Here is a 22,520-nt window from a genome sequence, read left to right as displayed (position 1 = left end):
TTTATCTTTTAAAATCTGATTTTTGGTTTCTCTAAAATAGCTTAACTTTGCCCTCACAATTTGAAGCTGTTATATGAAAATAATTATCGCCGGTGCAGGTGAAGTAGGATTTCATTTAGCTAAATTACTTTCCTTTGAATCTCAGGATATCACGCTAATTGACCCAAACAGAGATAATCTGGCTTATGCAGATACTCACTTGGATATTAGAACGGTTAAGGGTGATGCCAGTTCTATTAAAATTCTAAAAGAAGCTCAGGTAAAACATACCGATATGGTAATTAGTGTAACCTCCAGCGAGGCGACTAATATTACTGTATGCGTTCTAGCCAAACAATTAGGAGCTAAAAGAACGATTGCCAGAATTTCGAATACTGAATTTTTGGAAAACCAGGGAGAACTTGGTTTTACCCGGTTTGGAATTGATGAGCTAATTTCTCCGGAAGCTTTGGCTTCTCGAGAAATTGAATTGCTTCTCAATCAGTCGGCTTTCAATGATAGTTATGAATTTGAAGAAGGAGCATTAACTATGATTGGTGTTAGCTTATCTAGAACGGCAACTTTTGTTGGTAAAACTGTGAAGGAAGCTGCCAAAATTTTTCCAGAATTAAATTTTGTTCCCATTGCCATACAAAGATTTGGAACTCAATATACATTGATCCCAAGGGGAGATACCCAATTTAAGGATGGAGATCAGGTATATTTTATTACCCTAAAAAATGGGGTGGAGGAATTATATAAATTAACTGGTAAGGTTAAGCAGGAGATCAAGAACGTTATGGTTCTTGGAGGAAGTAAAATTGGAAGAAAAACAGCAAGAGATCTTTGTCGAAACAATTTCAAAGTTAAATTAGTCGAAAAAGACAGGGATAAAGCATATGAACTAGCCGATGAATTGCCTGATACTTTGATCATAAACGGTGATGGTAGAAATGTGGAACTTCTCGAGGAAGAGAATATCCATGATATGGATGCTTTTATAGCGGTAACTGGAAATTCCGAAACCAATATTATGTCATGTCTGGTTGCTAAATCTAAAAGTGTTAAGAAAACTATTTCCCTGGTGGAAAACATGGATTACTTCCAGTTAAGTCATTCTATCGGGATCGATACCTTAATAAATAAAAAGCTTCTTGCCGCAAATAATATTTTCAGATTTGTTCGTAAAGGAGAGGTGGTCGCCATGACCAAATTGAACAATATGAATGCTGAGCTCCTGGAATTTATTGTGAAGCCAAAATCTCAGGTAAGTAATAAAAAGATTAAAGATCTGGATTTCCCGCGTTCTGCTATTATCGGTGGGATTATTAGAAATGGCGAAGGTCTTATCGCCCTGGGAGATTTCCTTATCAAACCAGGTGACAGAATTGTAGTGTGTTGTTTGCCAAGATCTATCAATAAAGTTGAAAAACTGTTTCTATAATGCCCAGACTGAATTATAAAATAATTCTGCATGTAATGGGTTTGCTGCTACTCTGCAACGGTGGCTTCATGCTCTTGGCGACCTTAGTAAGTTGGTTTTACCAGGACGGAGTAACCCTTGAAATATCAACGGCAGCTCTAATCACTTTGTTTATAGGTACCTTGTTGATGTTCACAACGCGTGGACATAGCAAAGAAGTGAAAATTCGTGAAGGTTATATAATTGTGACCTTTGGTTGGATATTTATGGCTTTGAGCGGTTGTTTGCCCTATCTGGTAAGTGAATCGATTCCTAGCTTTACTAATGCTTTTTTCGAAACAATGTCTGGTTATACCACTACCGGGGCTTCAATATTAAATGATATTGAAGCGATTCCAAAAGGTATTCTTTTCTGGCGTAGTCTTACACATTGGATAGGAGGGATGGGAATTATTGTTCTGGCAATTGCTATTCTGCCTTTATTGGGAATTGGGGGTATGCAGCTTTTTACCGCAGAATCTCCCGGGCCTAGTGCAGACAAATTAAAACCTAGAATTACCGATACCGCAAAAAGATTATGGCTTATCTATGTGTCTTACACAGTGGCTGAAACCATTTTACTCTGGGCGGCTGGAATGACCTTTTTCGATGCGATAAATCATGCTTTTAGTACGCTCTCTACGGGTGGTTTCTCTACTAAAAATGCGAGCCTTGCATTCTGGAATGACAACCCTGTTATTCAATACATCATTATATTATTCATGTTGCTTGCAGGAAGTAACTTCGTTTTGAGCTACTTCGCTTTTAAAGGTAGAATTAGTAAAGTTTTACATGATGATGAGTTCAAGTGGTATATTTTTTTCATCGCTGGATTTACAGCGATTTCAGCTTTAATCGTTTATTTTGAAGCTGATGTGAGTATTTCATCCATAGACCATCCAATGGTCTGGGGAGAAGGTGAAAGTGCTTTCAGGCATTCACTTTTTCAGGTATTAACCGTGATCACTACAACAGGATTTGTTTCTGCAGATTATACAATGTGGACTCCATTTCTCACCATTTTATATTTCGGACTTTTTTTTCTTGGAGGTTCTGCTGGCTCAACAGCCGGAGGTGTGAAAGTAATGCGACACATCATTATGATCAAAAATGGAATCATAGAATTCAAGAGAACGTTGCATCCAAATGCTATTTTGCCGGTGAGATTCAATGGCAAATCGATTAGCAAAGAGATTGTATTCAATATTCTTGGCTTCTTTATTCTTTATATGCTGTCTTTCATTATTGGGGCCGTAGTTTTAGCATCTTTAGGTCTGGATTTTGAAACTGCTATTGGTGGTGCCGCGTCGTCTCTTGGTAACATTGGTCCGGCATTTGGCGGATTAAGTCCCGTGAACAATTTTGATATGCTGCCAGATTTTGGAAAGTGGTGGACTGCCTTTTTAATGCTTATAGGAAGGCTGGAATTATTTACAGTACTTATTATCCTGACTCCGTTTTTCTGGAGAAATAGGTAATTAATCTATTTCTTGCAGCTGATTGATTGCTGCTTCTAGATCTTTTGATAAATTTTTTTCAGATTCCAGAATATCTGAAAAAAGTATATTGAAATTGATGAATACATCCATCGTTTTTGTGTCAGCTCCTAACATCATAAACCGATTCCACCAGATATTCAGAAAATCATTAAATCCGTTTATTCGAATATAAATTCGTGAAACCGCTTGAAGATTCTGCAGATCCAGATTCTGGAAAATATTAGCTGTTTTGGCAGCTTCATACATGCTATTTTGCATTTTTGGGATCGATGGGCCTTTCCATTCTTCAATTTTATTAAAGGGAGCGAATCTTGATTTGAAATAAGGTTCCTGAAGTTCCTCTTCTGTCACATCGCTGGTTAGATTCTGAAAACTCACCTTGAGCTTTTCATGATAGGCAATAGAGCTTTCCAAAGCCTCCTGATTATGTTTTAATTCCTTGACTATAAAATCAATGGACTTTTTAGTTTGTTTATTCTGTTTGTTAGTGGCTATAGCTTCACTTACAATGATTCCCAAGAACACTCCGAAGGCAACGACCAAAATTTCAAAAAAATATTTTTTGGCTGAAGTTGTAATTTTCAGTTTTTTCATAAAAAGATTCTGAAGAGTATATTCTAAAAATAAGCTAAATTTTAAATACAGTAGTTTTCCGAATTAAGAGCATAAAAAAACCGGCATAAAAGCCGGTTCAATTTTATATGGAAGGTAAATTTTAAGATAAAGCCTTTTTGATCCTTGATAAGGCTTCAGTGATCTGATCTTCGCTGGCAGCATAAGAAATTCTAATACATTCAGGATTTCCAAATGCATTACCGGTAACGGTTGCTACATTTGCCTCCTCTAGCAAAAACATACTGAAGTCAGTGGCATTCTTAATTTCATGTCCATTTATACTTTTTCCGAAGAATGAAGAAACATTTGGGAATACATAAAAAGCACCTTCAGGTTCTGTAGTCACGAATCCGTCAATTTCGTTCAATAAATCAATGATTAGTTTTCTACGGCTTTTAAAAGTATCGATCATATGACTGATCTTGCTAACCGGTGCTTCAAGGGCAGTGATAACTGCTCTTTGAGCGATACAATTCGCTCCACTGGTGATTTGTCCCTGCATTTTATTACAAGCCCTGGCGATATATGCCGGAGCTCCTATATAACCTATTCTCCATCCAGTCATCGCAAATGCTTTGGATACTCCATTAACCGTAACTGTTCGATCATACATATCTTCAAATCCCGCCATAGAAGCATGATCTCCAACGAAATTAATATGCTCATAGATCTCATCACTTACCACAATTATATCCGGATATTTTTTTAGAACATCTGCCAGAGCTCTCAATTCTTCCTTGCTGTAAACCATTCCACTAGGGTTGCAAGGAGAGCTATACCAGATCATTTTTGTCTTAGGAGTAATCGCAGCTTCTAATTGTTCTGGAGTAATTTTAAAATCTGTTTCTACACTTGTAGGGACTTCTACCGGCACACCTTCAGCTAACTTCACGATTTCAGCATAACTAACCCAGTAAGGGCATGGAAGAAGCACTTCATCTCCAGGGTTTAGTACAACCATCGCTACATTCGCAAGCGATTGTTTAGCTCCCGTAGATACTACGATCTGCGATCTGTCATATGTAAGATCATTATCACGTTTGAACTTATTAATGATAGCATCCTTCAATTCTACGTAACCATCAACAGGGGTGTATGAATTGTAGTTGTCATTAATAGCCTGAATAGCTGCGTCTTTAATAAAATCTGGCGTATTAAAGTCTGGTTCTCCCAGGCTCAGGCCAATTATATCCTTTCCTTCTGCTTTTAATTCACGCGCCTTCGCAGCCATTGCGAGGGTTTGAGAGGTAGCCATTGAGTTAATGCGATCTGATAATTTTTCTTGCATGATTCTAATTTTTTAATTTCTGATGCAACTGTTTTTTTGCGCGTGATTCTCAGTGTAGTTGAGAATAATTTCAAAGTTATAATTTTATAAATTCCGTCAATCTCATTTTCAAAAAAAATAGCAATAAAAAATAACTACTTTTGCAGAAAATGTATGGCCTTGGAATTACTAAAGAAATATTTTCCTGATTTATCACAAGATCAGATTTCAAAATTTGAGAAATTAGAAGAACTTTATAAGGATTGGAACTTAAAGATCAATGTCGTTTCCAGAAAGGATATCGATGAGCTTTATTTACGACATGTGATCCATTCTCTTGGGATTGCTAAAGTGCAAAATTTTGAACCAGGTTCTAAAATTCTTGATGTTGGAACTGGTGGTGGCTTTCCAGGAATTCCTTTGGCAATCATGTTTCCGGAAAGCACTTTTCATTTAGTAGATTCTATCGGAAAGAAAATTAAAGTTGTTGATGAGGTTACGGAAGGATTAGGACTCGAAAATGTTACCTCTTTCAATCAAAGAGTGGAAGAACTAAATGGCACTTACGATTTTATAGTAAGTAGAGCAGTCGCTATAATGCCGACTTTTGTTAGATGGGTAAAAGGAAAGATTGCAAAAGATAGTATTCACGATCGGAAAAATGGTATTCTATATTTAAAGGGTGGTGATTTAACCGAAGAGCTCAAAAACTATCGCACTGCGAAGGTCTATGAGCTATCCGATTATTTTGAGGAAGAATTCTTTGACACTAAAAAAGTGGTCTATCTTCCAATGAAATATAGAGGTTAAATTATTTCGTGATGATGACCTTTCTGAAATATGTCTTTTCTCCAGAATACATTTTCACAATATAAACTGCCGAACTTAATTTTTGATTTATACTTAAAAGAATAGAACTTTCTGTTGGTACTTCGTCAAAAGTTTTGATCAACTGACCTGAAATACTATATAGTTCAACATAATCAACTTCTAATAAATCAGGATTAATAACCGCGATCTCATCAGTATCCCTAAAATAGCTTAAGCCCAGATTAGGTCCTTCAACTATTTCAGAAGGAATTTCTTCTTCCGGCTTTTCAGTCATTGGTTTCTGGAAGACAATTTCATAACGGTCATTAAAAATACCCGTTTCTTCAGCTGTTGCTTTATAATCTTCTTTCAAATTATGATAGGTATTGTTCAGTTTATCCCTTAGGTAGATATCAAATTCCATTTTGATATTTTCCAGTTCATCTATTTTGATGACATAATCTCCTGTTTGGGCAATTTTGAAACCTATAGGTAATACCTGGTCTAAATTGAAATTTGGTACAGCCTGGATCACAAATTCGGTTTCATCAATCATCCAGTACATATCCTCAACATTATTGTCAATAAGCGGAGCATCATATCCAAAATCAAAATCTGAAGTACTATTAGCATCTGCGGTGACTAAAATCTGCCTGTGATAACCTTTAGGAGACTCAAATTTGAGCCTGATCTTAAAACGGCTATCATCAGAATACTTCTGCCTTGGTTTCTGTGCTTTAGTATTTGTAGGTTCCTGGCTATGAAATAAGGATCTTCCATCACCTTCAGGTATAAATGCTCTATGGCTATTTTTAAAAGTAATATTACCACCAGAACTCGATGTTACAAAAAATGCCTGACCTACAGGAATGTATCTGCCAGGAGCAGATTTTCCACTGACTTCTCCGGTATCATCTATTCTCCAGTCATCAGATACAGCCCTTGAGCCTTTGGTTGAAGCTGTAGCTACACCACCTGATTTATTGAATACAGCATAGCCTCCCACATAATCCTCCAGATAATGCGAATTAGAAGGACCAAAGTGGTCCCAGTAATAAATAGACCCATTTATTGAGCTGCTATTATCATTGATAAATTGAACTGCATCGATAGCAGACGGATATGGATTACCAATTAAAATATCATTTCCAGCGATTACGGAAAGTTGAATATCACCATTATTCGGTTTACCACGGAAGGTATAATTTTGTTTTTTATTTACATCAACATAGCCTGTGGTCCCTTTCATAGTATAACCCAGACCAGCAGGAATTAGATCTGTTTCAGAAATCGGTGTCCAATCGCTATAATCATTAGATAAACCATTGAAAGTCCATAACCAATATCTACTAATCCTTTTAACTCCGGAGTAGTTTCCATCAGCCCAATGATATTGAGCATTAAAGCTTATTTTTGGAGCTTCACTTGTATTTGTCCCATCTCGAAGTACTTCTTCAAGCTTGAATCCTGCATTGTTATCACTGCTTTGAAGTGAAACAGGAGGAGTCCAATAGTTATAATTAAAACTATTTGCCGTTCCTTGCTGGTCGCGATCAAGGTATCCGGTTGGTGATCCTTTCAAAATGCTTCCTTCAGGTTGAACCAGTTGTGATTCACCATTAAGATCAATAAATCCGTTTAGTTCAAGATAATGACTTATATAAAGTTCATTTCCGGTTTGGTCATTTACAGAACCCTGCATATCTAATTTGCTAGCTGTTCCGCTTTTAGAGATCAAACCGAGTAAGACAATATCCTTATAATTTGAAGTGAGCGTATGAGATGTAACCGCAATGTTCCAATCGATTTTTTCACCGTTTATTCCAGTTGAGTTAGGAGCATCCCAGACTGCCGGTTCTTCCCAATTATTGCTGTCCCACCAATTGCCGTTCTTAGCTGAATAATATGGCAACGGTGCGGTAGTTTCCTGGGTTGTGGTAATATTTATTAATCTACCCTTCACCTTATTTGACGCTCTATCATCAGTGAAGCCTCCTGTAATTTCTGAAGGTTGTAATCTATAGTATCCTTGTAGATCGCTCCAGGCTAGGTTTGGAGTTACAATTGGTAATACTTCACCTTTTACTGAACTGTTATTTTCAGAAATATGCTGATTCATCATTAACTGAATCTGATTAGCTGAAAGTGCCTTCGACCATAATCTCACTTCTTCTATCCAGCCATGGAATGGGTTTTTAGGTAAGTTAGGTTCAGCAGAATCGTATACAGCTCCCAGTAAAAATGGTGCTGAGGTAGGAGATGGCCTTGTTCCGGAATTAGTGCCTAATAACAAACCATCTACATAAAGACTATAAGCAGATCCATCATAGGAAATGGCTACGTGGTACCAGCGATCAGTTCCAATTTTATCACTAGTAAAACTTGAAGAGCCTGAAGTTTTAAAATTCGGCACCCCATTTTCCATTACTAGTTCAAATCCTGAGGTAGGATCAGCAATATCTTTTTTGGACATGATAGTTCTCGTGCCGTCATCAGACTTAGGTTTGATCCAAGCTTCAACAGTGAATGCACCATTTGTAAAACCATAATTATCTCCAAAATTAACGTGATCATCTACTCCATCGAAATCAAGGGTGCTGCAGGATGTGAAACTAATTTTTACATCATCAGATTTACCGCAACTAACGCTCCATCTAAGCGTATAAGTTCCCTGAGCTCCTGTAAATATAGTATTGCGATCTGTGCTGTCTGTGAAGCTACCACCTGCAGGACCATTTACAATTGTCCAGTTTCCAGTCACAGGTTCACCATTTTCATCAAGATTCTCTTCAGCTTCTAATTGAGTCGAACTGAAACCACATCCAAGAACCTGATCTGGTCCTGCATTCGGTGTAATTTCAACAGGCTGTTCAATTACGACTGTAGTGATAACTTCACAGCCATTGGCATCTACAACCCTTACGTCATACTCACCTGCAGTTAAGTTTGTAGCATTTGCAGTGGTTTGACCATCAGGCCATACGTAAATATAATCTGGTGTTCCGCCAGAAGCCACTAATGTAGCCTGTCCGTCAGTTCCACCAAAGCAACTCACATTTGTCTGTGAAGATATTTCGAGGGTAAGTGGGTTTGAAGGTTCCTCAATTGTTACCTTCTTAGAAGTAAAAGTTTCATTAGAGTCGGTGTCTGTAACTCTTACAAAATAATCACCACCGTATTGTTCTTCAAATGTTCCGTCAGATTGCGGACCTTCAACTAGGTTTCCATTTTCATCAAGTAATTCGAATGAATAATTACCAGATCCACCTGAAGCTCTTGAAGTAACAGTTCCATTCATTGCTCCGTTACAAAGCAATTCATTGGCAAAGGCAATTGCAAACAGAGGAGATCTTACAGTGGATTCATTATTGGTTGAAAAACATTTAGGGTTATTTCCGCCATCGCCACCATTTCCATTTCCATTTCCATTACCGTTAGTAGCAGTGGTACCGCATGCACGATTCACATTATTCTGAAAAGTTAGATAAACACCTTCCACTTTTACCTCATCTCCGCAATTGTATTCTATTGGAAAGGTTTTGGCCGTTTTAGGGATTGCTTCATATTCATAAAAGCAATCTTTAACCTTATAATTATTTATAGTTCCTGTTTCCAGGTTTTCTATGGAATAGATCAATTCTATCTGAAGTGAATATCTAGTGGCCTGTGTAGGAAAATTGATGTAAATAAATTTCTGATCAACCTGTTCGCACTGATCGTTAGAAGAAATAGGATTCTGATTGGCATCACCTATAAAGTAATAATCAAGTCCAAGGTCATTAGATCCACAGTCATCTGCAAAACAACCTCCTACAAATTGAATAACTTGTTGAGTGAATTCTCTACCCTTAGCATCGGTTACAGTAAGGGTGATCAATTTATCACCAATCTGACCGTATTTCACATCAATTGGTCCGGCCCCGGTTCCTGTAGCTGGAGAAGCACTTTCTCCAAAATTCCATTCATACGTATAAGGAGCAGTTCCTCCAATAGCAGAACCGCCGTCCACACTAAAAGTAGAAGTTCTAATTACATCCTCTCCCTCACAAAGGGAAATTGGAACAATGTTAGCACTTAGGGAATCTACAACCTCAACTTTACCAGTTGCAGTACATCCGTTGGCGTCAGTAACGGTAACAGTATATATTCCAGCCGCCAGATCTCTTGCAGTTTGACCAGTATATTTCTTGCCGGTTGGACCTCCAGTCCACTCAAAAGTATAGTTTGGTGTTCCACCGGTAACCTGCGCCGTAGCACTACCTGTGTTAGATCCAAATGAAGTGGTTTCAGTAGTTAAAAATCCTGTTACTAAAAGTTCGGCTGGCTCAGATACTGTAAAAGTTCTTTCTTTTGAACAGCCATTTGCATCAGTAACCGTAACCGTATGCTCACCCGGACTTAGTCCAGTTGCGGTTTCATCAGTTTGACCATTATCCCATAGATAAGTATAAGATCCAACACCTCCCTGAACTGTAACAGTGGCAGTACCATTATTTTCCCCAAAGCAACCTGTAGTTGTCTGAACTCCTGTGATTTCAACAAAAGTGTCTGGTTCTTCTACTATAACCGTAATAGGTTCTGCTTCACATCCATTAGCATCACTAACCGTAACTGTATAGCTACCTGCGGGCAGATCTGTTTTTTTTGCACCAGTTCCAAGAGAACCCCAATCGTAACTTAATGGGGCAACTCCACCCGTGGCAATCGCTTCAACTTCCCCGGTAGCTAGACCATTACAAAGTACATCAACCTTAGATGCTTCAGCTTCTATTGGCTGAATGGTTATTTTTTGAGTGGCCTGGGCAGTGTTACCATTCTCATCGGTAAAATTCCAGGTAATTGTATAAGTTCCTGCGTTAGAATAGGTAATAGGATCTGTAGTAGTTCCTGTAATTTCGCCGGAACAGTTATCAATAGTGACAGGGGCATCAACGGTGTATTCGCAGCCCCAAGTAATATCTTCGATGGTTGGAATTTCTGGTGCCTCATTATCGGCTACAATCACCTCCTGAATGACGGTTTCTGCAGCATTCCCTTGAGCGTCTTTTACATTCCATGAAATCGTGGTGGTTCCTACTGGATAAGGTTCGTCTAGACCAAGCCCATCACTTCTAGTTCCAACCGGGTTACCCACACTACAATTATCTGATGCTGTAGCGGGAGCGATTCCCAAACCAGCCTGGCATAATCCGGTATCATTGGTCGCTTCTACTTTATTTCCTGCAGTAATAATAGGTAATACATTGTCTGAAACTGTAATTTTTTGAGTAGCTATTGCTGTATTACCGGCAGCGTCTTTAACGGTCCAGGTTACAATTGTATCACCTAAAGGAAATTCGGCAGGCGCATCATTTTCCACAGAAGCTACTTCGCAGTTATCGCTAGTGGTAGGTGTACCCAGATTCAACCCTGAAGCGCTACAATCGTCAGAATCTGTGAAAGTCTGAACATCTGCGGGTGCTGTAATCGTAGGATTGGTTTTGTCGGATATTATTACTTTTTGAGTAGCTGTTGCCGTATTCCCGGCGTTGTCTTTAACAGTCCATGTAACTATAGTCTCCCCTGTTGAAAAATCAGTGGGAGCATCATTTTCGACAGTATCTACACCGCAATTGTCATTAGTATTTGGTGTTCCTAAATTTACGTTAGAAGCATTACAGTCATTTGAATCTGTATTTGCCTGAACATCTGCAGGAGCCGTAATTGTTGGATTAGTATTATCGGAAATAAAAACCTTTTGAGTAGCTGTTGCCGTATTCCCTGCGTCATCTTTTACTGTCCAGGTAACAATTGTTTCACCTAAAGGAAATTCGGCAGGCGCGTTATTTTCAACAGATGCTACATTACAGTTATCATTTGTGGTTGCAGATCCAATATTTACACTTGAGGCAATACAGTCATTTGAATCTGTATTCGCCTGAACGTCTGCAGGAGCGGTAATAGTTGGATCTATATTATCAGAAATTACTACTTCTTGAGTATCTGTAGCAACGTTACCTGATTGGTCTGTCACAGTCCACTTAACGGTTGTACTGCCTATAGGGAATTGATCCGGAGCATCATTTTCTACGGAAGCCACCCCGCAATTATCACTTGCGGAAGGAGTTCCTAAATTAATATTGGTGGCAAAGCAATTATTTGAATCGGTAAAGTCGCTAATATCGTTAGGTGCGGTTATTTCTGGAGAAATATCATCTGTATCACTAATACTTATCTGTAGTGAAGCAGTCTGTTCAGGCTCGGAACTATCGGTAACTTCTACGGTGTAGGAACCAGCTTTTATTCCAGAAATTGAATTAACACCATTAGTGGAATATCCGTTGGGACCAGACCAGTTATAGGTATATGGGGTGACTCCGCCACTGGCTGAAATAGTAATAGAACCATCAGACGCTCCCGGGCAGGATGCATTTGTTTTTGAACTAACGTCAATACTAAGGTTTTGAGCATTCAGGCTAGCACCAGACCAACTAAGTAAGGTGAATAGAATTATATAAAATGCCTTAAAACTATGGAATTGGGGTCCACAAGTAGTTTTGTACATAGGCTACCGATCTAGATTTTCGTCGGTAAAAATACATATAAAATCGATAAACGGATAAAAAATTTAAAAAAATGTTATAATAAGGCTCTTTGAATCAGTAGAATAGAAATGAATTAGAAGCTTCTATTTTCTGAATTTCCACTATTAAAATTTACTTTATAACTACTTTTTTATTTGAGATACCATTCTCACTAAAAACTTTTACGATATATATTCCAGACCTTACAGGGCGCATACCTAATAAGATTTCTCTTTGAGTAGGTAATTCGTCGTATTCCTGTATTAATTTACCACCCATGTCAAAGATCATCACTTTCGAAACATCCAGCATATCAAAATTGCTAATTTTAACCTGCTTTGTAAAGGTGCTATAACTTATTCCTACAAGTCCGTCAATTTCAGGTAATCCATCAGGATTTACGATTTCATCAGGATTTGGAATTTCAGCCTTTTCTTTGTAGAATACAATTTCAAATCTATCTGAGATTTCTCCTTTTTTATCAGTGCTTCCAATATATTCACCTGCCAGCAGATCATGAATACTATCATTTGCTTTATCTTTTAAATAAAGCTCTTTACCAGTTGGCCAGTTCTCTGTCTCATCTATCTTAATAATAAATTCTCCACCTTCCTGAGATTTGATGGCTAATGGCAAAACCTGCTCTTTTTCAAAATTAGGAACACCCTGGATCACATATGCTTTTTCATCGAAATACCAGTACATGTCTTCAATGTTGTTTTCTATGAGCGGTGCATCATAACCAAAATCGAATCCATTGGTAGTATTCTCATCCATAGTTACAAGTATCTGACGATAATACTTTTTAGGAGATTCAAATTTTAATCTGATCTTCATCCTCGAATCATCATTTAAAGGAGCTTTCAGATTATTTACCTGTCCTTTTATATATTCCTCTTCTTGCTGCATAAATACAGAAGGATCTGATGTAGTGGTTTTAAAAACTCTCTGTGTGTTTTTAAATATAATATCGCCTCCAAATGCATCACCACCAACGGTACTTAAGAAAAATCCTTGAGCTACAGGAATAAATTGCTGCGGTATGTGCTCATCACCAGGCTTGTTATCATTTGCATTAATTCTCCAGTCATTAGAAATAGCCTTCAATCCTCCAGATAAATTCCAGGTAGCGTAACCTCCAATATATTCAGCTAAAATGTGTGTTTGTCCGCCAAAATGATCCCAATAATATAGTGAGCCATTGAAAACATTATCTCCATTTTCATTATTACCTGTTGATTCACCTACTTTCGTAAGATTATCTTTAATGAATATATTAGCATCAATTGCAGAAGGGTAAGGATTTCCAACTAGAAAGTCTCTTCCGCTTACAATGTTTAAATCTGTTGTTGGAATATTACCATTATTTGGTTTACCGCGGAATACATAATTTTGTTTTGCATTAAGGCCTGCGGTTCCATCTGTTCCTTTCATCGAATAACCGGCGCCAACGATCTCCATATAATCTGATCCAAGGTGTAACCAGTCAGAATAATCATCGTTTCGTCCACCTCTAAAATCCCATATCCATTCGTTACTAATTGTTATAGGATTGGTTCTAGCGCCATCAGCTACAAAATATCCATTTCCAAAATTAATTGCTTTCGGGTTGTTAGGATCTGTACCATCCATTAAAACCTTATTGATCATGAAACCAGAATTGTTATCTGTGCCCTGGTTACTATGTGGACTTGTCCAGTAATTATAATTGAAACTGCTTCTTCTACCTTCCTGATCAATTTCAGCCCAGCCTTTACTACTGTTAGCCAGAATACTTCCATGATCCTGTAATAATTGGGAATCTCCAACAAGGTCCATATTTCCATCTAGCAGTAAATAATGTGTGATGGTGATTGGATGGTCTCCATTGATCTTTAGCAATTTGCCTTCAGTTTCAGAAAGTAATCCAAGCATGGTAATCGTTTTACTATCAGAAGTGATGTTATGATTGATTTTTGCAATATTCCAATTTATAGCAGTTCCATCAAATTCGCTATTTGGATAATCCCATACATCTGGTCGTAACCAGGTTGTATTAGCAGCCCAAGTTGCGTCTGTCCCTGAATAATATGGTGTTGGAGATGTGTTTTCCTGATCTGTTGTAATATTATACATCCTTCCTGGAACTTTATTTATAGAATGGTCTGGTGTGTATCCGCCGGAAGGTTTGAGAGCGTCGTCAAAATAACCCGGTAATAAGTTATCAGGATCAGGATCATTAGAGTATAATCTATAATATCCGGCGAGGTCACCCCAGGTTTGATCGTAGAAAGTTTCTAATTTATCATTTTCAAGATGGAGGTTATTACCATTTCCGTCTGTTAAATAGCTTCCCGGAACCGATTTATTTGGAACTATTTCACCTTCAATAGGGGTACCTGCTGTAGCTCCGGTTTCAATTTTAATTCTCTGGTTCATCATGAACCTGATTTCTCTCTCGTCTGGAGGCGAAGTCCAGATGCGAACTTCTTCGATCCATCCTGAGAAATGATTCTCTGATACTTTTTCATTAGCATTCCACCTGGCTCCAATTAGAGTCTTATTATTTCCATTTCCGTTTACTGTAATAGAACCCGACGGAATACCATCAATCCATAATTGACCATTATTAGCAACCGCAATGTGATACCATCTTCCATTCGGTGTTATTGTAGACGGAAGATTATCCATACTTATATCAAACCCAGGTCCACTAATAATAGAGCCTTTGGTAGCATCAGTATTTCCAGCTTCTCCTGGAAGTGGTCTGTCAAATGGTCTTATCCATGCTTCAACAAAATAATTTCCAGTATAATTAGTTTCCAGATCTACGTAATCATCAACTCCGTCAAAATCAAGAGTAACACAATCTATAAAAGAAAAGCTTACAGATCCACTAACAATAGTACAAGTGTTTCTTTCATCTGGAGTAATCGTATATTCTAGAGTATAATCTCCTTCAATTGGTGGAAGGAAAACGGCATTTGGATCTTCAATGGCTAATCCATCTCCGGTAGTTGTAAAATGATCTTCAGAGAAAATGTAACCGTCTGGAGATTGAAGTACAGTCCAAGCCACTGAAGAGTTGTCGTCTAATGGGAATTCTGTAATAACTCCTTGCTGACCACCTGTTAGTACTCCTTTCAATGGGACCTCTGCACTTCCACAACTTCCTACGTTAGCTTCTGCCGTAGTTGTGTAGGCATCAAAAACATAAACCTTTGCAGGAGCTCGGTTTTCAGCACTTTCGCATGGATCTCCATTGGTATCGAAAACCAGAGCGGTCTGTACTTCAAAATAATTCCAACCTATTTTATAGGGCTGAAAACTCACTGTTGCCTCATTAACCTCTCCAATTTGTTCCAATGCATTATTCGGATCTTCAAGATTATCATCATAATACCAAATTAGCTGAACATTTTGAGGATCTTCTGGCAAACCAATATCATCAATGGTATAAATACCACCTGTGGTTCCGTCATATAACCATCTTATTCGAAGGTTACCTAAACCGGCATAATTGCTCAAATCAATCACCATGTTATTTGGATAACCCAGGCCGTCATCACCAAACCTATCATAATTTCCACTGGTTACCGGTGGGTCTCCTGGATTCGCAGGTCCGCCGATTTCAAATAATGGTTCTTCAGTATAAGTGTTTCCTCCATCCAAAGAAATTTCAACCCTAAGTGTATCACCATAGGTAAGATTATATGCTTGATCAAAGGTTAGTTCAGGATTATCCATAGTATAAAGATTGAAAACAGGAGTTTCCAGCGTAGAAGGGTTATCACCCGAAACAATCGCAAAACCTTTGTTTCCATCATCACATGAACATGAATCAAATCTCTGGTAAATATTGTTGCCATTGCCATTCGGATTTGCCATTAGATAATCATGTGGATTTGTTCTCATCCAACGATCTGGTCTGATATTATCCGCTGCTGATTCAAATGTATAAGTAGTATTACCTGGATATCTCATAACTCTCCAGCCGTGATTGGCGATAGATGAATTATCAAATGCTCCTCCCTGGAATGTTCCAGAACCACCATATCCAGTGCTGGAACTTAACGTTACATATTCTCCAAAACATATCTCTCCCGGCTGAACTGTAACAGGAGATGGCGCGATGTCAGAAGGGATTACACTTAAAGTCGCATAATCTGAAAAAACATTAGGCATACAGGCGCCACTTTTAACTTCTACCCTGAATAAGGTTGATTCATTGTTACTTGCAGTATTTACCTGACCTCCGGAAAGTGATGTACCAGTAAAGTTGGAGCCATCAGAATTTTTAATAGTATTCCAAGTGGAAGCTGAATTTCTTCGATACTGCCATGAAACAATCTCACCAATGTAAGTGCCTACTGTTTCAAGAGGTACTAAATAATCTTCGGTTGGAAATTCACACATCATGAACATTCTATCAGTTCCTCTGAATAATATTTCTCCTGCTACAGGCTCTTGATCAACGCTTATCGTATGGACTTCTGAATAAACCTCTTCACATACTCCATTAACAAGTACTGCTCTAAAGCTCATTGCCGAAGAAATATTATCAGATTGATAATTTGTATCTGGATTTTCTTCAGCTATCGCTATCCATTCAGTTGAACCAGCCTCCTGATATTCCCAGCGATCAATAGGTCCGTTTGAATTGACAAGATTAAGATTAAGGCTGCTTCCAGTAATACATACACTTTCAGTACCTTCAATACTTCCCCCTACAGGTCTATCATCAACATTGATTATTATCGTTGCAGTGTTTACGCAGCCAAATTCATTAGAAGCAGTTATATTGTAAGTAGTTGAAACAGCAGGAGATAAACTTTGATCTGCGCCGCTTAAAGGCTCACCATCATTGCCTTCCCAATTCCAGCTATAGGAGGTTGAGGAAGGATCGGAATCATTGAGATCAGATAAATTTACTATTACTGTATCACCGCTACAAATTGTTTGTTCTTCAGGAACTACTACAGAAGGCAGCTTTTTTATTGAAATAATAATTTTTGCTTTTGGACCTTCGCAACCTGTAATATCGTTTGTCTGGCTAACCCAGTAATCAATGTCTCCTGGTGCAGTTGTCTGTGGAGTTGGAATTTCGCTCAATGATTCGGTATCGGTTTCAGAATTATACCAATTAATAGTATGACCTGTATCTGCAGTAGCAGTTAACGGTGTTGCAGTTTCACCAAGACAGTATTCAACAAGTTGTTCTTCAGCAGTGATTGGTGGAGCAGAAGGTAAACCATGAACGATGACATCTATTTGGGCTTGCGGACTTTCACAGAAGCTATCCTTTTGAGTTACAAAATAAGTAGTAGTACCTGCGGTTTCGGTTGAAGGTGTTGGCGCATCTGCTAATTCATTACCATCGGCATCATACCAGGTAAGATTTGAGCCAGTTGCAGTTAACTGGGTTGAAGCACTGTTTAAGCAAAACTCAGCAGGGTTATTGACTACAGGTGCTCCGGGTAATGGATTTACGTCTAGATTGAACGAATTTGAAACGGCTATAGGACAGCTAAAATCATTTTCCGATCCATCAATTCTAACAGCATAGGCAGCATCATCGTCTTCAGTAATATTATTAATGGTCAAAGTACCCATATAAACATCTATTCCTGTTCCGTTGTAATCAGAAACTTGTTCGACCTCACTTACAAACTTACTGCCGTCTACCGGAACTAAAGTGCCATCATCATAAACCCATTCAAATAATAGTGGTTTACCATTAGCGTGAGCTACAAAGGTGAATTGTTCACTAGCTACATCAGTTAGACAAACCTCAACGTCTTCTGCTGGTTCAAGAATAACAATATCTTCATCTACAACCAGAGTAACAGTTTCAGACTGAACCTGAGAATCTTCTGTTGGAGTACAGGCGTTAGTTCCAGAAATTATAACATAGTAACTTCCGGCGTCTTCAGAAGTTGCAACCGGCAGGCTTAGCGTGGCAGAAGTACCTCCGGAAACTGGATTTCCATCTTTATACCATTGGTAAGTCAAATTATCGCCACTTGCAGTAACAGAAAATTCAGCGTTTTCAGTAGAACAAATTCCAACATTGAAAGGTTCTGAAGTAATCAATACCTCCTCATATATGCTGATGTCGATATTTACATCCTTCTCCGCACATCCACCAGATGCAGGAATTTTATAAGTAATTGTATAATCTCCCGAAGAATTTGCTGAAGGTGTGAAAGAACCATCTGCCGCATCAACATTCAAGCCATTGGAAGCACTGAATGTTCCGCCAGAATAATTACCCAGGCCATCCAAAATAGGAGTGTATTTTGTATCATCTTTTGTACAGAATTCTAATTGATCTCCAGCAAAATTTAGATTTGCGCTTGGATCTGGAGTAACTGTGATAGTTGCACTGCCGGAAAGAATATTTGAACAATTAGGATCATCTGCATATGCAACCGAAGTTAATGTATAAACAAATTCAGTATTTGAATTTGAAGTAGCATTTAAAATACCAGTATCCAGAACTGCCTCGCCAGAGGCATCAAGATTTATTGTTTTTGGATTAGTATTGTCGCCGTTAAGGGTATAGGTTACAACAGTATTGGGTGATCCATTGATGAAAAATATCTCACCAGAAGAACCTTCACAAATTGAAGTGTTCCCGCTGATTTCAACTGTAGGAGTAGGCCTTACGGTAAGATTTATTACTTCTGAGGTTATTGATTGACAGGTAAAATTAGCTGAGCCCTGAATAATTACGTAGTAATCACCAGAAAGATCTGTAGTTGCATTGTTGAACGGTAAGCTAGCAGCGTTTGATCCTGTTAAAGCAGTTCCTGATCCCGGATTACCTCTGTACCATTGATAGGAAAAAGTTCCGTCAAGTTCTTCACCGCCAGTTGTGGCAGATACGATCAAACTGGTATTTTCACCCTCGCAAACATTAGTGCTGACAGGTTGAGTTTCAATTATGATCTCATCATCTACAATTAATTCTGCAGGAGCCGATTCTACGGGAGAACAGGTTTCCGCGTTATCTACAACTACATAATAATTTCCTTGCTGAGATTTAGTGATTCCAGAAATTGTTAAAACGGAAGAATTTCCTCCGGATACTTCGTTACCATCTGCAACAGATCCAAAATACCATTGGTAATTAAGGTTTTCTCCTGTAGCGATAACTTCAAAACTAATTTCGTCGCCTGCACAAGCTCTGGTATTTACAGGTTGGCCTGTGATAAAAGTTTCTTGTTGAATTACAACCGTTGTTTCTGTGGTAATAGCTTCACACCCACCTGAAGATTGGCTAGTGTAAGTTACTGTATATTCTCCCGGTGTACTGGCACTAGGGATGATGGCACCCGTTGAACTATCAATACTCAGACCTGAAGGCTGTGAAAATGTTCCCCCGGTGTAGTTATTGGTTCCAGATAAGTTAACTTCCTGAGCTAAATCTTCAGATGTACAGAAGGGGCCAGCATAACTTATATTCGCTGTAGGTAATTGTGTTGCGACAACGGTCGCACTTCCCGAAATTGTAGCAATACATTCCGGTTCTTCGGAATATTTTATGCTTTTTAAACTATAAATACTATCACTGTTAAGGTTCGCGGTAGTGAGAGTTGCGCTGCCACTACTGCCAATAATAATGGTTTGATCAGCTCCATTGTTTATAGTATAAGTGACTGTTGTATTAGGAGTTCCTTCAAAAGTAACTGTCGAAGTATTTCCAGCACAAATTGGTGAATCAGCTGAAATTGTAGCAGTGGGAGTATCTTTGAAATAGATGGTCATTTCATCCTTTCCGGCCTGACATGCTCCACCAGGCTTCTCAGTGGTTAAATTTAAAGTTACGCTTCCTGCATTGAGGTCTGCGGTAGATGGCGTATAAGTAAAGGTGAAATCATTAACGTTTTGGTTACTACTTGGTAAGTTTTGAAAACTTCCTGAACCCGTTGAGGTAATACTTGTAACCCTCATTTTTCCAGCTCCATTACCAAATTTTACAAATCCATCTATGGAAATAGGACTTATTTCGGAGCATACCGTTTTATCCTCTCCCAGATCTGCCAGTACATAATTATCGACTGCTATTGGTTCGTAGATTCTTTTAGTACTTAAGCCACAAACATTAACAGCCTGAACTTCAACCTTTAAATTGCTTGCGTATGCTGTGTTGGCATTAATTCTCACTGTTATTTTACGAGTTCCTTCGCCTGAAGTTATTTCAAATCCTGCCGGCAAGGTCCATTTATAAGATAAACCTGTAACTCCGGCTACTTCAAAAGTAACTCCTGTTAGAGGAGGACATATTTTTGAATTTGTGAGATTTGTGGTTATAATTCCTGGTTGGTTAGGAACCCCACTGGTCGTTGTTACTGCGAAAGTTGTAGCAGTACTAGTTCCACAGGAATTTGATGCTTTAACGGTAATATTTCCGGAAAGTGTACCTGCTTTTACCGTTATTACATTTGTATTATTTTGAGCACTGGTTATAGACCATCCAGAGCCTGGTAAGGTCCATGTGTAAGAAGTTGCATTCGCTATGGCAGGAATGGAGTAAGTAAGATTAGTACTGCCAGCACAAACATTTGCAGGTCCGGTTATACTGCCATTCATCACAGGCGCTGGATTGCTGATATTAACTGCTATTGATCTTTCCGCACTTATTCCACAATCATTGGTTGCCTTAACCGCAATGTTTCCAGAACCAGTATTGGCGGCATTGACGATTATGGTTGGTGTTGAAGTGGTAAGGTTAGATGCTGAAAACCCTTCTGGCAAGGTCCAAATATACTGGCTTGCTCCAGTTACGGCTGGAACTGTATATGTGGCTTGAGTTCCCGGACAAACTTCAGCAGGACCTGTAGTAAAATTTCCCGGAGTAGCAGGTGTGCCCGCTTTCATAGAGACATTCAAAATTGAAGAAGTACTGGTGCCGCAATCATTTTGAGCGGTTACGGTGATAGCTCCGCCAATTGTACCGGTCACTACCTCTATCGAGTTTGAAGTGCTGGAACCTGTCCATCCAGATGGTAATGACCAGTTGTAAGTAACTCCAGCTGTATTTTGAACCGAATAAGTATGAGTAATTCCTGGACACACTTCAAGGCTTCCGGAAATTATGGAGGGAGTAGAAGGCGTTCCAGATTTTACAGTTACGGGTAATGTGCGCGGAGAACTCTCTCCACAGCTATTTTTTGCGATCACAGAAATATTCCCGTCATTTCCAGTAGATCCACTTGTAACAGTAATAGAATTAGTTGTACTTGAACCAGACCAACCTGAAGGTAAATTCCAGATATATTCGGTAGCGCCGGTAACATCTGTAATAGAATAAGTTTTTGATATTCCAGGGCATACAGCGTTATCCCCGGTGATTGTTCCCGGTGTAGCTGGTGAAGGAGATTCTGTGGTTACAGTCAATGTTCTTGCTTCGCTAGTTCCACATTCATTTTTTGCTGTAACACTAATTGTTCCCCCATTGCTACCGGTAATAACGTCAATAGAATTTGAAGTGGACGAACCGCTCCATCCTGATGGCAAATTCCATTCGTATTCAGTAGCGTTTGTAACAGAAGCGATAGAATAAGTTTGTGAAATGCCAGGGCAAACAGAGTCGGCGCCAGATATTGATGATGGTTGGGCTGGGGTTCCTGTTTTTAATGTAATAATTATGGTGTTACTTACCGCCGGTATCGGACTAACACAAGGTATGTTTGAGTTGACCAACAATTGTATTTGATCACCGTCTTGAAGATTTGTAGAGCTGAAACTACTGGAATCGCCTAATGTTGAGGTGCTACCTCCTCGAGTAAGTTGCCATGTATATTCGGGGTTGGATCCTAAATTCGCAGAATTATTAATACTAAAATTAACCGTCTGCCCAGGGCATACATTAGTATTATCCGCAGCAATACTTACGCTGGCCGTACGATTTTGGTTAACCACCATAGTGTAAATCTCGCTACTTAAATTACAAGTTGTAGAGGTGCCGTCTATGCCTGTAACAACTACAGAAACAGACTGATTATTCGATAAAGAGCTGGTGACAAACGTATTACTTGTGGTAGCAGAGCCCTGATTGGTCCCATCTATTTTCCATTGGTAAGTAAAAGTTCCACTTCCTCCGCTAGTTGTTGCGGTATACGTTACTGAAGTCCCTTGGCATATAGTATTCCCTTCACTACTACTAATTGAAACTGAAGTTGGACATTCCTGTCCCCAAACTAAAATGGGAAAAAAGAATAGTAAAAATAAAAGTTTCTCATGTAATTTTTTACCCATAGTCTCAAGGTTTAATTACAATAAATAATTTACGTGTAGGGGTATTAAATAGGGGCAATAAACTGTGGGGCAGTATTAAAAAA

At 38.7% G+C, this 22,520-nt stretch carries 7 protein-coding genes; 3 read left to right on the top strand and 4 right to left on the bottom strand.

Features of this window, described 5'->3' with window-relative positions:
• The first annotated feature begins 73 nt into the window (after positions 1-73).
• Together trkA and AC2S94_RS01015 are read left to right on the top strand one after the other, a co-directional pair.
• Positions 74-1,423: a Trk system potassium transporter TrkA gene (gene trkA / locus AC2S94_RS01020; RefSeq protein WP_484629659.1), complete on the top strand. Its 1,350-nt coding sequence runs from the start codon at positions 74-76 to the stop codon at positions 1,421-1,423.
• Positions 1,423-2,919, top strand: coding sequence for a TrkH family potassium uptake protein (locus AC2S94_RS01015; protein WP_484629658.1), 1,497 nt, complete (start codon positions 1,423-1,425; stop codon positions 2,917-2,919). Before trkA ends, AC2S94_RS01015 begins: the two co-directional genes overlap by 1 nt.
• Here the strand turns inward: AC2S94_RS01015 and AC2S94_RS01010 are convergent, their stop codons facing one another.
• Together AC2S94_RS01010 and AC2S94_RS01005 are read right to left on the bottom strand one after the other, a co-directional pair.
• The gene (locus AC2S94_RS01010) at positions 2,920-3,534 is read right to left on the bottom strand and encodes a hypothetical protein (RefSeq protein ID WP_484629657.1); all 615 of its coding nucleotides are present in this window, start codon (positions 3,532-3,534) and stop codon (positions 2,920-2,922) included. It lies immediately after the preceding gene.
• A 121-nt stretch (positions 3,535-3,655) separates the two neighbouring features.
• Positions 3,656-4,843, bottom strand: coding sequence for a pyridoxal phosphate-dependent aminotransferase (locus AC2S94_RS01005; RefSeq protein ID WP_484629656.1), 1,188 nt, complete (start codon positions 4,841-4,843; stop codon positions 3,656-3,658).
• Between the two features lie 159 nt (positions 4,844-5,002).
• On the opposite strand from AC2S94_RS01005, the gene rsmG reads away from it, so the two are divergent.
• The gene (gene rsmG, locus AC2S94_RS01000) at positions 5,003-5,632 is read left to right on the top strand and encodes a 16S rRNA (guanine(527)-N(7))-methyltransferase RsmG (protein ID WP_484629655.1); all 630 of its coding nucleotides are present in this window, start codon (positions 5,003-5,005) and stop codon (positions 5,630-5,632) included.
• 1 nt (position 5,633) lies between these two features.
• Here the strand turns inward: rsmG and AC2S94_RS00995 are convergent, their stop codons facing one another.
• Both AC2S94_RS00995 and AC2S94_RS00990 read right to left on the bottom strand, forming a co-directional pair.
• Positions 5,634-12,176: a LamG-like jellyroll fold domain-containing protein gene (locus tag AC2S94_RS00995; RefSeq protein ID WP_484629654.1), complete on the bottom strand. Its 6,543-nt coding sequence runs from the start codon at positions 12,174-12,176 to the stop codon at positions 5,634-5,636.
• A 151-nt stretch (positions 12,177-12,327) separates the two neighbouring features.
• On the bottom strand, positions 12,328-22,437 hold the full coding sequence (locus tag AC2S94_RS00990) for an Ig-like domain-containing protein (protein WP_484629653.1): 10,110 nt from the start codon (positions 22,435-22,437) through the stop codon (positions 12,328-12,330).
• Positions 22,438-22,520: the final 83 nt, after the last annotated feature.

This window comes from Christiangramia pacifica, from assembly GCF_057221535.1.
Note: the sequence above shows the minus strand (reverse complement) of the source record. Positions and strands in the feature narration are given on the sequence as shown.